Origin of the sequence: Paraburkholderia sp. ZP32-5 (assembly GCF_021390495.1) — a bacterium.
GTDB lineage: Bacteria > Pseudomonadota > Gammaproteobacteria > Burkholderiales > Burkholderiaceae > Paraburkholderia.
In genome coordinates this window covers 3110629-3125248 of record NZ_JAJEJP010000002.1, presented here as the reverse complement: position 1 = coordinate 3125248, position 14620 = coordinate 3110629, and the positions used below count along the sequence as shown (strand labels likewise).

The following is a 14620-nucleotide window of genomic DNA, read 5'->3' as shown; positions in this document are numbered from 1 at the left end:
GCGTCTGGGCTGAGGAGGGATTTCGCGAGAGGATACCGGCTGTGGTGATACGCGTCTATAGCGCCCATCTCACCGTTGCCGGTGAAGCGAGTTTACGAAGCCCGACTCACCTCGAGCCATTCCCGAAAACCCTCACCTCGCCCGCGCGCAACCAGGTTCGGGCTCTCCTTGCAGGTCGCGGCGTCTACGAATCAGGACGATTCCGTACCGCGCACGAACGGAGAGCAACTGCTCCCGAATCTCCTCACCTCAAAAAATTTTGCGGATTTTTTCCGGCATTACGTGGACGCGCCGGCCTGGCTACTTGGCCACCGTCGATGGGCTGCGGAGATTCGGCTTTCTTGCTTTGCGGCGCTGCAAACCGGCAATGACATCGATCACGATAGGGATCGACGAATGCGTCACTGGCGTTAGGCTGGCGCCAGCACTCGGGATTGAGCACACGACAAACGTCCGCGGAGCTGTCAGCGAACGGGCAGCGGGCGCCCTTGTTCAGCGGGCGCCGGCGGGCATTTGTCGTCTGGTGCCAACGGAAACCTCTCCGCCGCTATCGCTCGCGTGAACGAATCGAATAGACCCGGCTTCCCTATGTGGCCCCTCCAGCCAGCAGAGCTGCATCGCAAACCAAAGCGTTGCGAACCCGGGCACCGCGCCGTCTATGGCATCGCGACCGACGCGCCCGCAGCCGAAAGCTGCTCTTCATGCAACCACCAGGACTCGCAATTCATACCGCTTGCACGCGACCAGCAAAGCCTCCGTTGCCCGATACCCCGAAAAAGCTCACCTTAACGCTCGCGGAGCATATGCAACGACACCCGTCCAAGCCGCGCCAGCTCCGACCTTATCTCAAATACTCCCCCGAAAAACCTCACCTTTGAGGTTTGCCAGGACCAAGACTCACCCTCGCCAACTGGTCCCGAAAAACCTCACCTCCAGCAGGGCAGCCTTAAAAACTCTTAGTTTTCAGTTACTTACAACGAACCACGTTTATCAATAACTGATCACGGCTCCCGAAAATCCTCACCTCAAGCCAACTTCCGCTAGACCAGCCGCTCTCATTTCCCACCAACGGTCTTCCCGAAAAGCCTCACCTTCGAAATCCAGCGTTGGCAAACGACGCACATCACTACCGCCATCAGCCGGGCATTTCCAGCCGATCAGCCCCAAAATTTTCCCGAATATCCTCACCTTAACCCGCATGACTCATATGGAAGCGTCCCGAAAAGTCTCACCTTTTGCGCGAATCACAGCCCAATCACCGCACCCGAGTCGCTCGATCAACAGAATCCCGAATCCGCTCACCTTTGCAGCCGGCGCGTCGCAGCCCAGCCGTACCAAAGCCGCCTCTTTCCCCACGAAAGTAGCCTTGGCTCCCGTAAAACCTCACCTCAGCACGCGAAATGCCCATACTTTAGGCAAAACCGGCCGATTGGCCCCGTAAAACCTCACCTTCGATCCGCGTTTTCTCCCGCACCGGCTCACCAGTTGGGTAAACCGCTGCCGGACAAGGTCGAAAAACCGTGTTTACGATCGTCCCGAAAGCGCTCACCTTTGTACTGGTCAGCCACGCCAGAGACTTTCGCGCACTGTCGGGCGATTGGCGGCATCCTGGTCCCGCAAAACCTCACCTTTGCCGGAACCGGACGTATACAGGGTCCCCTGAACCCGCTCACGTTCTGTCCCGCAGCCACTCACCGAGCTCCCCGAACCCCATCACTCAACTCTCCCGCACAATCTCACCACGTCTCCCGCAAAGCTTCACCTTGTTCGGCTGGAAACCCCGCCTGGTAAGGCTTTGCCGCGGCGTTAACGTTTTTAACAAGGGTTCAAGGGTGTTTACTTTTATTACTCTCTAGCTTTTCCCCGAGAGTTCGCGGAGATACCGCTCTATCACCCCCGCACACAATCCCACGTTCTCGTGAAACAGTACGCGATCAACGAGAGATTGAGCAAAGCGCTTTATTTACAATGGCTTATTCGCTATTCTTCGTTTTGTTTCACGGAAAAAGACGGCGTACACGCGTTTACCATCGCAATTCACACACAGAAGTCCTTCTGTTTACGCCAATCTCCTTACTAACGACAAATCAGTAGCAAACGCTACGTAAATTGTTATGATCCATCCAATTCAAGCGAGGTCGAGGTAAACAATGAATCTGGATCAGGAACGCCAAACCATTCGCAATGAGCTTGAATCAATGCGCGCTCAGGGAATGCGGCGGCAGGATCTTTCACTTCACGCATGTAAGCGGCTCTTTTTTGACCTCGGCATCCGCCCGTCGATGGCAACGGTCCGTGATCTCACCCAGACCGGCAGCGCGAGCGATATTCCGAAGGACATCGACCATTTCTGGGAGCGCATCCGCAACGTATCGCGCGTGAAGATCGGCGCGGGTGCGATTCCCAAGGCACTCGAAGATCGCGCGGGCGAACTGCTGGGCGCGTTGTTCGAAGAAGCCATTGCGCAAGCCAAGCTGACGCTCGACGGCGAACGCGAGGAAATCCAGGCGCAAATCACCGCCGCCGACCAGCGTGCACGAGACGCCGACATTCGACGCGATGCGTCCGACGAGGCGATCAAGCGTAGCGACGCCCGAGCCGAAGCCGCATGGGAACGGGTCCGCGCGTTGGAAACCGAGTTATCGAGCGCAACGACGCACGGCAATGTCCATCTGGAAGGACTGCAAGCGACGACGCGTCGGCTCGACCAGGAAAACGAAGCGCTGCGCCAGCGTCTCGAGACCGAGCAGACCACCAATGCCGGCCTGCGCGACCGGATCGATGCATTGCACGTCGAACTGCGGCAAAGCACTGAACACTATGCGCAACAGATCAAGGACGCGGTTGCTGAAGCCGAGCGACGCGTCAAGCCGATGCTGGTCGAACTCGATTCGCTGCGTACCATGGCCGCGACCTATCAGTCCGGCGTTCGCGACGCGAGCCGCAAGGAATTCGAGTTTATTCAGCAGATATCCGCGGCCAAGGCTCGCGCGGACCGGCTCGACGCGCAATTGCGTGAGCAGTCGGACGAAGTGGATGCCTTGACGAAGGAGGTCGCTACGCTGCGCGGCCAGCAGGGTATCGATCCGGAAATCGCGATCCTGCTTTGCTCGCTCGTCAGCGCCGGCAGACTCACGAGCGATGAGTTGAGCATGATCGGCACCGCAGCGGACGGGCATGTCACGCTCCCCGCGCGTTGCCCGAAATGTGAGGAAGGTGAGCCGGAGCTGTCCCAGGTCGATCACCGTTTTGAACTGCTGTGCCCCGAATGCGAACACTCGTCGGGTCTTGGCGAATCCCGACTCGCCGCGCTCGGCCAGTTTCTCTCCACCGCCGATTCAACCGCGTCGTCCGAACCTCCAATTGGCGCAATGCGTTAACGAACGATTGGCCGAACGACAGCCGGAAAAACGCCAAAGGTGAGGAAATTCGGGGGCCGCAAGGTGAGGATTTTCAGGCGCCCCCCACTCACGCTTTCCTTGTCAAACGCCCGTCGCGTCTGGGTTCAGCTAATGGCGCCGCGGCCGGATCGGGATCGTCCGTCGCCGGCAAATCCTGCTGATCCGCCCAAATCTGCCATGCGCGATACAGCCGGTTCGCGGACACCGCCTGTACAAAACCGAGCCACTGACCAACCTGCTCCGCGTCGACGCCGCTCTCGAAAAGATCCGCCGCGAAACTGTTGCGCAAGGTTTGCGGACTCGCACGCGACTTTCGTGACGCGGCAATTCCCGCGGTTTCGACCAGTGCATCGACTGCCCGCAGCATCGTGGCCTTGTGCATCGGACGTCCGGACGGCGACGCGGGGAACACGAGATTGCCGGCGAGTTCCATCTGATGCCGTTCGGCGAGCCATGCATCGAGAATCGCCGTCGCGAATGGCGCCAGGCGCGTGCGGCGCGTCAACATCGGGTTCGCCGATTCGATCGTGACCCATGGCGAGCCTGCTTTTACACAACTAACCGTAAGTGCCGCGGCTTCGCCCGTCTTTATCCCTCCGCCGAGGAACACGGCGATCAACGCACGATCGCGCCGCTCCCTCCAGCGCTGCGCTACCGATAGATCCGCTAACTGCGCGAACAGCTGTGCGATCAGCGCGGTTCGTTCCGCATGGGTGAGAAAGCCGGTCGGCTCGTTGTCGCGCGCATTGCGCCACGCAGCCTCCCCATCCTGAGCGATGAAGCGCGCCGGATTGGTCGACGCCGATTCGATTTCGCGAACATGATCGAGCACGCGTTCAATCAACCGCAAATACCGCATCCGTTGCGTTTTCTTGATGTCGAGCCCGGCGACGAATTCCGCAATGGCTGGCGTGTCGACAGTGGCGAGGCCCTTTTGCCGCGCGCCGAGCCAGTCGAGAAATTGCCCCCACTGCGCCTGATAGACGAGCGCCGACGAGCGTCTGAAATTCTGCTTCGCAAGCCACGCGTCGAAAGCGATTTGTGGATCGCAGCGCCAGTCTTCGCGTTGCTGATCGAACAGATCGGCTGACGGCGCGGGTCGCGGGACGGGGTCAGTCAGATGAGGAGGTGACATTGGCAATCTTTCGATTAGTTGCGCCCGTTTGCTGTGCGTATTGTAGGCGCCGACTCACGAAACGCTGATGAACCGGCAAACGATCGAGATCAGCCGCCCCAGGCGCGCGCGCGTTTCGGTGTATCTCGCGGCACCGGTTGTTGCGCCGCACGACGCATCACCTCTCGCGCCGCGGCCTCATAAGCACTCACGGCAAACGCAAAAACGGCCGGCAGCGCATTGGACGTACCGAAATCCACGGTGTCGTCGGTTTCGGGGTACGGCAGAGCGGATGGCCGCTGGAACAGACCGAGCATCAGCGCGTCATGCCGGCTCGCAAAGCCGAGATCGGCCAGCGCCTCGGCCTCGATGGCGTGCAGCAGACGCCACGTAAGCGGCACCTGTTGGGCGATGTAGCGCGCGGCGATGCTGCGCACGATATGTTCGAGATCGCGCGCGGCGGTCTGGTAACGCAGCGCGGCCAGAGCTTGATCGGTGCGATCGGCTTTCAGGTTGTTCATTGTCGGCTCCAGTCCATAGCGAATACTGTACAAACATACAGTGTTCGATGCAACCTCGGCCGACTGGCCTATTGCTCCAACAGCCCGTTGCCGGGCGCTCAGCCGTGAATTACGACCAGCAGCGCTTTCGCTTCACCCTTGCCGGCGTTGCGGATCGCATGCGGCTCGTCGGCGGCGTAGCGCGCGGTGTCGGCCGCCTTCAGCCGCTTCGTCGCGCCGACCGCCTCGATTTCGATCGATCCGTGCAGCACGGTCAGATGCTCGCGCGTGCCCGGTTCGTGCGCGTTCGAAACCAGTGCGCCGCCTGGCTGCAACGTCAACTCATACCACTCGAACTTGCCGGCCAGCTCGATCGGGCCCCACACACGCAACTGGTATTTCGCGTCGTGACCGCTTAGCGTAGGAATATCGTGCGGACCGGAAACGGCGATTGCCTCCGGTGCCTTCGGTGGCGCAAACAGGGAGTCGAGGCTCACGCCGAGCGCATTGGTCAGACGCCAGGCGACCGCGATCGTCGGATTGGCCTTGTCGCGTTCGATCTCGGAGAGCATCGATTTCGACACGCCCGCCGCGCGCGACAGGTCGTCGAGCGTCATGCGCCGTTCGGCACGCAGCCGCTGGATCTGCTCGCCCACGCGCGGCGGCGCCGTATTCGTCGACGCCGTCACCGCGTTGGCCGTTGTATTGGCCGCGCCGCGGCGTGTACCCGAACTTGCCATTTCCTGACCCATCGTTTAGAGTTGTTCGATATACCGGATTTTAGTTCGAAAAATCGAAAATATCCGATAAAGCTGACAGTCGACTATAACAGGCCGCTTCGCCGTCAACCATGTCGCCCGTGCCGCTGAACGGGTAACGCAGGCACACGCGGGCGTCATCACTACCAGGAGTTCCGTTCATGCGAGACCAATACCTAGCCCATCTGCGCGGCACCCTGGAGCAGATCCGTGCCGACGGCTTCTACAAGAGCGAGCGCGTGATCGCGAGTCCGCAATCGGCCGACGTGCGTCTCGCCGACGGCACCGACGTACTGAACTTTTGCGCGAACAACTATCTCGGCCTGGCAGACGACGCGCGTCTGATCGAAGCCGCGAAAGCAGGGCTCGACAACGATGGCTTCGGCATGGCATCGGTGCGCTTTATTTGCGGCACGCAAACCGTGCACAAGGAACTCGAGCAGGCGCTTTCGGCGTTCCTGCAAACCGACGATTGCATTCTCTATTCGAGCTGTTTCGACGCGAACGGCGGTCTGTTCGAAACGCTGCTCGACGAAAACGACGCGATTATCAGCGACGAGCTGAATCACGCGAGCATCATCGACGGTGTGCGGCTGTCGAAGGCGAAACGCTTCCGCTACAAGAACAACGATCTCGCCGATCTCGAAGCACGTCTGCAGGAAGCCGATGCAGCCGGTGCGCGCTTCAAGCTGATCGCGACCGACGGCGTGTTTTCGATGGACGGCATCATCGCGAATCTCGCCGGCGTGTGCGATCTTGCGGACAAATACGGCGCGCTCGTGATGGTCGACGACTCGCACGCGGTCGGCTTCATCGGCGAGCATGGGCGCGGCACGCCTGAACATTGCGGTGTGATGTCGCGCGTGGACATCATCACCGGAACGCTCGGCAAGGCGCTCGGCGGCGCATCGGGCGGCTACGTCGCCGCGCGCAAGGAGATCGTCGAATTGCTGCGGCAACGCTCGCGTCCGTACCTGTTTTCCAACACGCTGACGCCGAGCATCGCGGCCGCGTCGCTCAGGGTACTCGAACTGCTCGCGAGCGACGAAGGCGCGCAATTGCGTGCACGGGTGCGCGAAAACGGCCAGCACTTCCGCAACGCGATGAGCGCGCTCGGCTTTACGCTGGTGCCGGGAGAACATCCGATCATTCCGGTGATGCTGGGCGATGCACAACTCGCCGGCAAGATGGCCGATGCGTTGCTGAAAGAAGGCGTCTATGTGATCGGCTTCTCGTTCCCGGTGGTGCCGCGCGGCCGCGCGCGCATTCGCACGCAGATGAGCGCCGCGCATACATCAGAACAGATTGATCGCGCAGTCGCCGCGTTTGCGCGCGTTGGCCGCGAACTCGGCGTGATTTCCGCGTGACCGGCAAGGAGTAATAGATGAAAGCATTGGCAAAACTCGAACGCGCACCGGGCCTCACGCTCACGGATGTGAAGAGGCCGGAAGTCGGCCATAACGACGTGATGATCCGCATCACGCGCACCGCGATTTGCGGCACCGACATTCATATCTGGAAGTGGGACGACTGGGCGCAAAAGACGATTCCGGTGCCGATGCATGTCGGCCACGAATATGTCGGCGAAATCGTCGAGATGGGGCAGGAAGTGCGCGGCTTTGCAATCGGCGATCGCGTGTCGGGCGAAGGGCACATCACCTGCGGCTTCTGTCGCAACTGTCGCGCGGGGCGCCGGCATTTGTGCCGCAATACGGTAGGCGTCGGCGTGAATCGCGAAGGCGCGTTCGCCGAATATCTGGTGATTCCGGCCTTCAACGCATTCAAGATTCCGCCGGAGATTTCCGACGATCTCGCCGCGATCTTCGATCCGTTCGGCAACGCGACGCACACGGCGCTGTCGTTCAACCTCGTCGGCGAAGACGTGCTGATTACCGGCGCGGGACCGATCGGCATCATGGCGGTGGCGATTGCGAAGCACGTCGGCGCGCGCAACGTCGTGATTACCGACGTCAACGACTATCGCCTGGGGCTCGCGCGCAAGATGGGCGCGACGCGCGCGGTGAACGTATCGCGCGAATCGTTGCAGGACGTGATGCACGATCTTCACATGACCGAAGGCTTCGACGTCGGCCTCGAAATGTCCGGCGTGCCGAGCGCATTCACGAGCATGCTCGAAGCGATGAACCACGGCGGCAAGATCGCGCTGCTCGGCATTCCACCGGCGCAAACCGCGATCGACTGGAATCAGGTGATCTTCAAAGGCCTGGAAATCAAGGGTATTTATGGTCGCGAGATGTTCGAGACCTGGTACAAGATGGTCGCGATGCTGCAAAGCGGCCTCGATCTGTCGCCGATCCTCACGCACCACTTCAAGGTGGACGACTATCAGCAGGCGTTCGCAACGATGCTCTCCGGCGAGAGCGGCAAAGTGATTCTCGACTGGACTGCTGCCTGAGCTAACACGGCATCATTGGTTCTTTGCACGACCTCGACGCCCGCAGAGCGCTTACCCGCCTGCGGGCGTTTTCACGAATTCCGCCTGAATACGCACGTGAATATCGTCGCCGACGGCCGGATACCACGTCGCTAAACCAAACTTCGCGCGGCTGAAATGGCCGTCCGCGGAAAAGCCGAGCGTGTCCTTCTTCGTCAGCGGATCGGGTGCGAAGCCGTTGAACGTGACATCGAGCGTGACCGGTTGGGTCACGCCGCGAATCGTCAGATCGCCGGTTAGCGTGCCGCGCGATTCGCCAGTGCGCTCGAAGCGTGTGCTGGCGAAGCGGATCTCCGGGTACTGCGACACGCCGAGCATGCTGTCGCTCTTCACCATCTTGTCGAGCAGCGGCACGTTCGTGTCGATGCTCGCGGCGTCGATCGTGACCGATGCGGTGCTCCGTTCAAGCCCGCCGTCATTCCAGTCGAGCTGCCCATGCTTGCGATCGAAGCGCATCGTGAAGCGCGAATATTTGAAGTGATCGATATCGAACGTAATGCTCGTGTGGTCCTGATCGATCTCATAGCGACCGACGGGCACGCGTGCCTCGTTCTGGCTGACCGAATGCGTGAGCACCTGTACCGGCGTGCAGGCCACCGTTGCCAGCAGCGCCGCGCCGAGCAGCGCGCGCACCGAGGCGGTGCGAATAGAGGATGAGTTCATCGAAGCTATTCCGGTTACGGGTGAGCGAACGTTGGGCGAACTTCGTCACGATAGCAGCAAGCGTGCCCATACCGCGCGGGCGACGCGAAGACATAAAAGACTTGACGAAGGAGAATGATCGTTCTACCTTTCGGTCATGACACGCGAAACCTCAAATGACCTGGCGCCCGATCTGGCGTCTCAGTTGGCACAAGACCCGGTGCCAGCCGGCAATGCACGCGAGCGGCTGCTCGATGCGGCCGAAGCGCTGATCTACGCCGGCGGCATCCATGCGACCGGTGTCGATGCGATCGTGCGGCAGTCCGGCGCCGCGCGCAAAAGCTTCTACACGCATTTCGGTTCGAAAGATGCACTGGTTGCCGCCGCACTCGAACGGCGCGACGAACGCTGGATGAACTGGTTTATCACCGGTACGCAGCAGTGCGGCAAGACCGCGCGCAAACGCCTGCTCGGCATGTTCGACGTGCTGCGCGAGTGGTTCGCATCGGACGATTTCCACGGCTGCGCGTTTCTGAACGCGGCCGGCGAAATTGCATCGTGCGACGACCCGATCCGGATCGTCGCGCGCAAACACAAGGAGCGTCTGCTCGATTTCGTGCGAACCCAATGCGATGCATTCGCGGCGGAATCGACGATCGATGCGCGCCACACGGCGCGTCTCGCGCGGCAGTGGCTGATTCTGCTCGACGGCGCGATCGCGGTGGCGCTGGTGAGTGGCGAAGCTGATGCGGCGCTCGACGCACAGACCACGGCGCGCACGCTGCTCGATGCCGAGACCGCGAAGTCCGCGGATAGCCCGACGAGAAATTCCACCAGAAAGTCTGCAAACCAACCCGCAACCAGACGGTCGCCATCCCGGCGTACCGCTACCTGACAGAGGAACCATCATGGCCGACACAATCGAAACCCGCCCGCCGCTGCCGCCGTTCACGCTCGAAACCGCAATCAAGAAAGTACGCGCCGCGGAAGACGGCTGGAATACGCGCGACCCCGAACGCGTATCGCTGGCCTACACAACGGACAGCGTGTGGCGCAACCGCAGCGAATTCGTCCAGGGCCGCGAGGCGATCGTTGGTCTTTTGCGCCGCAAGTGGACCAAGGAACTCGACTATCGCCTGATCAAGGAGCTGTGGGCGTTTACCGAGAATCGCATCGCGGTGCGCTTCGCGTATGAATGGCACGACGATTCGAACAACTGGTTCCGCTCATACGGCAACGAGAACTGGGAGTTCAATGAGCACGGGCTGATGGCCTATCGTCACGCGAGCATTAACGATCTGCCGATTCGCGAAGCCGATCGCCTCTATCACTGGCCGCTCGGTCGCCGTCCCGACGATCATCCGAGTCTGTCGGACCTCGGCCTGTAGTTCTTTTCCCCGACGCTTTCCTTACGTTCATCGCCGATGGCGTGCGTGATGCACGCCTCGAATGCATCGCCGATTCGCGTCGATTCATCACTTCGCCATCGGTTGTCCGTTATCGTTGCGGTTTTGGCCGCGCGGCATGTGCCGCGTCCGGCCGTGCGAGCGTGTTGTTCCCAACATCGCTCGCACGGGTTGAGGTACAGTGCGCGACGAGCAGCAAGCAGATCGCCAGAACAGCAATGACACCGGCGCCCGACCGGTGACGGAGAATCCATGCACTTTCGGCAGATGAACAAGAAATTCCGACATATCGCAGTAGCGCTCGTCGCGAGTCTCGCGGCTTGCGCCGCGCACGCGGGCAACTGGTGCGAAGGCGGCATATGGGTCGATGCGATGCTCGGCTCGTATCACATCAATCCTGATCCGGGTACCGATTTCGAGCAGTTCAATCCCGGCCTCGGCGTCGAATGTTGGCTCAACAACCAATGGGCGTTGACGGTCGGCGGCTTTCGCAACTCGCTGCGTCGGCCTTCCTATTATGGTGGCGGTGTCTGGGCGCCGGAGTTCGCGCACTGGGGCATCGTGCGACTTGCGGCGATTGGCGGGATCATTTCCGGCTACAACTACGGCAACTGGGGTCTTGGACGCAATCACACGGTCGGGCCGGTGGTCGCGCCTATCGTGATGGTCAGCTACAAACGCGTTGGCGCGAACTTCATCGTGGTGCCGCCGATTCCTTCAGATAATCTGCCGTTTACGATCGGGTTTCAGGTCAAGGTGAAGTTCTGACGGTGAGGATTTTCAGGAGCGTGGAAAGTGAATTGTTCGGTGATCCGAACAACGTGAATCGATTTCACCTATGTTTTAGCTCCTGGAATTCCTCACCGTTCTAAAACATACCGTGTTGCCGTCTCCTGGAACGGCTCACCATCCTGGAAGAACTCACCTTTCACAGTGAGTTCGCTCCACTCCTGGAAATACTCACCATTCGCGCGTCAACGCGGCGCGCTCATTCGACGTAATCCTCCGGGTTCTCTTTCGTCGCGCTCTGGTAAAGAATCATCACGAGCGGAATGCCGGGTTCCGCTGTCGCATCGGTGCGAAGCCCGGTGACTTTGCCGGCGATCCCGCTCGTATACTCCGCGACTATTTCGCCAAATGTATTGCGCTGGATTGCCACCTTCTGCCCGGGCGACACCGTGTCGTCCAGTTTGACCAGCAACTCGACGAATCCGCCATGCGTCGACAGCACCGTGTGACCGCTATTGCCGACGAAGATCCCGACATCTTTGCCGGTACGGCCCATCGGTCCGGCAATCACGCCATAACGTTTGAGCACATTCATCGTGCCTTCGACGAACGACGGAATCATCTCGAGATCGAGAACCCGCGGTGGGCCCATCTCAGGCGTGATCGCCGGAATGCCCACGTTGATCAGCGCATTGGCGAGCAGCGTCGGGTAGGCGGGGTTATCGAAGATCTGCTTGATCGGAAACAGCTCGGCCATTGCGCGCGGTTCGGGCAATTCCATCCGCGCCAGATTGAACGACGTGATATCCATGCCGGTCGTGCCCGTATGACAGTCGAGCGCATAGTCGGTATTGGGCCGCAGCAGCCGGTTGAATAACAGCCCCGCATGCCGGCTCGGCGCGCTCGCGCCGTTCTCGTTGCCCGGCCATTCGCGGTTGATGTCGATCAGGTCGATGCCTCTGCCCGAATTGGGCCAACGGCGTTCCATCGCTTCGAGCGCGGGACGCGATACGTCCAGCACCGCGAGCACGGTTCCCGACATCTGCGCCGGATCGAGCTGGCTCACGACGCTTTGAATCATGTGCACCGGACTCATCTCGTCGCCATGCACGCCGCTAATAAGTGCGACGCGTTTGCCCGGCTTCGCTCCATGCACGACGATCACCGACACGTACCAGTGCTGGCCGGTCGGCATCTGCACGCCCTGAAAATAGAACATCTGCCTGGTGCCGCGTGGCAGGTCGTTGATATCGAGCGCGCTGATCACCTTTTTGCCATCGATCACATCGCCTGTGTAGACCGTGCCGCGCGATGTGGCCGAGCCGGCGGCCGGCGCATTTGCGTTTTGCGCGTAGGCAGTGCCGGCCTGCGTAACAAGCGCGGACGATGCGCCAACCAGCGCAATCGCAGTCTTCATGAAGTTGCGTCGATCGACACTGTCTTTCGGTTCATTCTGCATGGCGAGAGGTCCTCTGGTGAGTATGAACATGTGACTGGAATGCGCTGCGGCTACGGTATCACGTGCCGAGGTCCTGATCGCATGGATTTCACCGCGCCGATGGGGGGCCCCTCATTGGGTTCGTGGAAGATAACAACACCGTGGAATACGGTGCATGCTTCGCGTTAGCCGGCAGCGGAGCCGGCTTCCTTCTTTCGAGCGAAGAAGGCTTGCTGCGCCGCTTTCTGCGCGGGCGAGCCCCAAAGCGCGCCAACGCCTCGCGCTTCTGCTTCGAGACCCGCCGCGCGACCTTCACGGAGCCCGGTGCGAACCACCGATTTCAATTCGGCAAGCGCTTCGCCGGCATTACGTGCGATCGAATTGGCGAGTGCCAGTGTTTGGTCGAGCAGCATTCCCGCATCGACGACTTCGTTTGCCAAACCAGCTTCAAGCGCCCATTGCGCGGAGACTGGATCGCCCACGAGCATCATTCGCAGCGCCCGCGAGGCACCGATCAGCGCGGGCAGACGTTGTGTGCCGCCCCAACCGGGAAAACTTCCGAGCGTGATTTCGGGCAGGCCGAGCCGCACCGTGTCCGCGACGACTCGCAGGTCGCACGCCAGCGCCAACTCCAGACCGCCGCCGAAAGCGACACCATTGATCGCGGCGATCGTCGGTTTGGCGAACGTCTCGATGCGCTCGAAAATCGCCTGACCCCAACGCATGTGCGCATATGCATCCTCGGGCGAGAAGTCGCGCTGCTCGTTGATATCCGCTCCCGCGGAGAATGCCTTCGACCCTGCGCCGGTCAGCACGACCACGTGAGTGCGCGTGTCGGCGGCAAGATTCGCAAAGGCTTCGTCGAGGTTTTGCAGCAGCGGTTTGCTGAGCGCATTCATCCGTTCGGGCCGGTTCAGCGTCAGCACGGTAACCGAATCGAAGCGTTGCTGGCTAATCGTATCCATGATCATTTTCCTGATGGGCGTCCTGTCCTGCCGCGTGTTAGCCGGCCGAGGTCTGCACGAACGAACCGCGCGCGCCGCTTTCACGCTGGTCCTTGATATCTCGCAGCGCAAGCAGTGACTTGAGGAAGTAATAATCGCCGTAGATCGTCGATTCGTCGATGCCGAGACCATGCGGCAGGTCCGCTGTCGCATGCGCGAGAATCGGCGCGCTGTCGTCGCGCAACAGGCAGCGCGAGCAGAGCGCCTGGAGCATCGTTTCGGCGAGATCGAGATGGCGCGCGTCGGTAGTCAGTTCCCAGAGCCGGATAAAACCGTACGCGGTGATCGCACCCGCCGACGAGTCCTTGACCGGCGTGCCACCCGCCGAATAATCCCACGGCGGGACGCCGTCTTGCGGCAGATGCCTTTCGACATATCGCGCGACGCGCAGCGCGGCCGTCAGATATTCCTGCGAGCCGGTCATATCCGCGAGCATCGCAAAGCCGGCGAGCGCCCAGCCCTGGCCGCGCGACCAGGCGCTCGCGGCATCGAGGCCCTGATAGGTATCGCCGGCGATCGGCGTGCCATCGGCGGGGTTGAACCGGTACACGTGAAAGACCGAACCATCCTCGCGCTGATGATTGGCGAGCGCCGTTTTCGCATGACGATGTACAACCTCGAGCAAACGAGCATCGCCTCCGTGATTGGCTGCCCAGACGAGCAGCGGCAGATTCATCAACGTGTCGATCAACACCGAGCCCGACCAGTCCTCGCTGCCGAAAAAGCCCCAGCCGGGTATGAAGCCGCCTTGCGGATTGAACTGCCCGGCGAGGCTTTCGGCGGCGGTGAGCGCGGCACGCAAATAGCGGTCGTCGCCGGTGATGCGCCAGCCCTTCACCGCGCTCGGATAGAACATGAAGCCGAGATCGTGATTGATGGCATCGGCCGCGCGCGGTAGCAGACGGTCCGTGAGCGATGTGGCAGCTGTGCGCAACGCGTCGCTTTTTTGCACCTCGTAACTGAGCCACAGCAGGCCCGCCCAGAATCCACCGGTCCATACGCCATCGGGTGTCGTACACCACTTGCCGTCTTGCGTGATGTGCGGGAAATCGCCGCCCCGGCTCGCCTGGGCTTCCACTTTGCTCACAGCCGCGGCGATGCCGTCGGTCAACCAGTTGCTCATTTCCTCTCCTTTCACGTACACGCCCGACATGCTGCCGGGTCGTCTGAAGT

At 60.9% G+C, this 14620-nt stretch carries 14 protein-coding genes; 6 read left to right on the top strand and 8 right to left on the bottom strand.

Going from position 1 to position 14620, the window contains the following annotated elements; genetic code table 11:
- Window positions 1–2112: 2112 nt before the first annotated feature.
- Window positions 2113–2244, bottom strand: coding sequence for a hypothetical protein (locus L0U82_RS39795; RefSeq protein ID WP_267929887.1), 132 nt, complete (start codon window positions 2242–2244; stop codon window positions 2113–2115).
- Here L0U82_RS39795 and L0U82_RS32645 point away from each other — a divergent pair.
- On the top strand, window positions 2199–3380 hold the full coding sequence (locus L0U82_RS32645) for a DNA-binding protein (RefSeq protein ID WP_233837407.1): 1182 nt from the start codon (window positions 2199–2201) through the stop codon (window positions 3378–3380). The two genes, L0U82_RS39795 and L0U82_RS32645, sit on opposite strands and share 46 nt — an antisense overlap.
- An 88-nt stretch (window positions 3381–3468) precedes the next feature.
- Here L0U82_RS32645 and L0U82_RS32640 read toward each other — a convergent pair whose 3' ends face one another.
- The 3 genes from L0U82_RS32640 to L0U82_RS32630 all read right to left on the bottom strand — a co-directional run bounded on the left by L0U82_RS32640 (window position 3469) and on the right by L0U82_RS32630 (window position 5755).
- A complete protein-coding gene (locus L0U82_RS32640; protein ID WP_233837406.1) occupies window positions 3469–4536 on the bottom strand; it encodes a tyrosine-type recombinase/integrase in 1068 nt (355 codons plus the stop codon).
- An 89-nt stretch (window positions 4537–4625) separates the two neighbouring features.
- Window positions 4626–5036 (bottom strand): DUF2471 family protein, encoded by a 411-nt coding sequence (locus L0U82_RS32635; RefSeq protein WP_233837405.1) that lies wholly within the window; start codon window positions 5034–5036, stop codon window positions 4626–4628.
- Window positions 5037–5134: 98 nt separating this feature from the next.
- The gene (locus L0U82_RS32630; RefSeq protein WP_233837404.1) at window positions 5135–5755 is read right to left on the bottom strand and encodes a helix-turn-helix domain-containing protein; all 621 of its coding nucleotides are present in this window, start codon (window positions 5753–5755) and stop codon (window positions 5135–5137) included.
- A gap of 179 nt (window positions 5756–5934) precedes the next feature.
- Here L0U82_RS32630 and L0U82_RS32625 point away from each other — a divergent pair, with 179 nt between their 5' ends.
- Together L0U82_RS32625 and tdh are read left to right on the top strand one after the other, a co-directional pair.
- The gene (locus tag L0U82_RS32625) at window positions 5935–7140 is read left to right on the top strand and encodes a glycine C-acetyltransferase (protein ID WP_233837401.1); all 1206 of its coding nucleotides are present in this window, start codon (window positions 5935–5937) and stop codon (window positions 7138–7140) included.
- A 17-nt stretch (window positions 7141–7157) separates the two neighbouring features.
- A complete protein-coding gene (gene tdh / locus L0U82_RS32620) occupies window positions 7158–8189 on the top strand; it encodes an L-threonine 3-dehydrogenase (RefSeq protein ID WP_233837399.1) in 1032 nt (343 codons plus the stop codon).
- Window positions 8190–8240: 51 nt separating this feature from the next.
- Here the strand turns inward: tdh and L0U82_RS32615 are convergent, their stop codons facing one another.
- A complete protein-coding gene (locus L0U82_RS32615) occupies window positions 8241–8891 on the bottom strand; it encodes a YceI family protein (protein ID WP_233837397.1) in 651 nt (216 codons plus the stop codon).
- A gap of 136 nt (window positions 8892–9027) precedes the next feature.
- Between L0U82_RS32615 and L0U82_RS32610 the strand changes: the two genes are divergently transcribed.
- The 3 genes from L0U82_RS32610 (at window position 9028) to L0U82_RS32600 (ending at window position 11044) form a co-directional block, all read left to right on the top strand.
- On the top strand, window positions 9028–9765 hold the full coding sequence (locus L0U82_RS32610) for a TetR/AcrR family transcriptional regulator (protein WP_233837395.1): 738 nt from the start codon (window positions 9028–9030) through the stop codon (window positions 9763–9765).
- 13 nt (window positions 9766–9778) lie between these two features.
- Complete coding sequence (locus L0U82_RS32605; protein ID WP_233837393.1) at window positions 9779–10258, top strand: nuclear transport factor 2 family protein; 480 nt, start codon at window positions 9779–9781, stop codon at window positions 10256–10258.
- 270 nt (window positions 10259–10528) lie between these two features.
- Window positions 10529–11044 carry a hypothetical protein gene (locus tag L0U82_RS32600; protein WP_233837391.1) on the top strand — a complete coding sequence of 172 codons (516 nt, stop codon included), beginning with the start codon at window positions 10529–10531 and terminating at the stop codon, window positions 11042–11044.
- A gap of 220 nt (window positions 11045–11264) precedes the next feature.
- On the opposite strand, the gene L0U82_RS32595 is transcribed toward L0U82_RS32600, so the two are convergent.
- From L0U82_RS32595 to L0U82_RS32585, 3 genes are all read right to left on the bottom strand, one after another.
- Window positions 11265–12464 (bottom strand): M14 family metallopeptidase, encoded by a 1200-nt coding sequence (locus tag L0U82_RS32595; protein ID WP_233837389.1) that lies wholly within the window; start codon window positions 12462–12464, stop codon window positions 11265–11267.
- A 164-nt stretch (window positions 12465–12628) separates the two neighbouring features.
- The gene (locus L0U82_RS32590; protein WP_267929740.1) at window positions 12629–13408 is read right to left on the bottom strand and encodes an enoyl-CoA hydratase/isomerase family protein; all 780 of its coding nucleotides are present in this window, start codon (window positions 13406–13408) and stop codon (window positions 12629–12631) included.
- A 37-nt stretch (window positions 13409–13445) separates the two neighbouring features.
- Window positions 13446–14570 carry a glycoside hydrolase family 88 protein gene (locus tag L0U82_RS32585; RefSeq protein WP_233837387.1) on the bottom strand — a complete coding sequence of 375 codons (1125 nt, stop codon included), beginning with the start codon at window positions 14568–14570 and terminating at the stop codon, window positions 13446–13448.
- Window positions 14571–14620 lie beyond the last annotated feature (50 nt).